Here is a 226-nt window from a genome sequence, read left to right on the forward strand (position 1 = left end):
TGGCCCGTCAGGCCATGCAGGTCGCCATGATGGTCGGCGCGCCGATGTTGCTGGTGTCGCTCGTGGTCGGGCTGCTCGTGGCGGTGTTCCAGGCGGCCACGCAGCTCAACGAGCAGACGCTGTCGTTCATCCCCAAGCTGCTGGCCGTGGCTGCCACGATGGTGCTGGCCGGCCCGTGGATCGTCGCGGTCATCGTCGACTACACGCGCGGGGTGCTGACCAACAT

1 protein-coding gene is annotated in these 226 nt (G+C 67.7%); it reads left to right on the forward strand.

Features of this window, described 5'->3' with window-relative positions:
* A partial coding sequence (locus G5A07_RS21870) for a flagellar biosynthetic protein FliQ (RefSeq protein WP_191864031.1) occupies window positions 1-226 on the forward strand: 226 nt, incomplete at both ends.

Origin of the sequence: Stenotrophomonas sp. AS012628 (genome assembly GCF_010608305.1) — a bacterium.
Classification (GTDB): domain Bacteria; phylum Pseudomonadota; class Gammaproteobacteria; order Xanthomonadales; family Xanthomonadaceae; genus Stenotrophomonas; species Stenotrophomonas geniculata.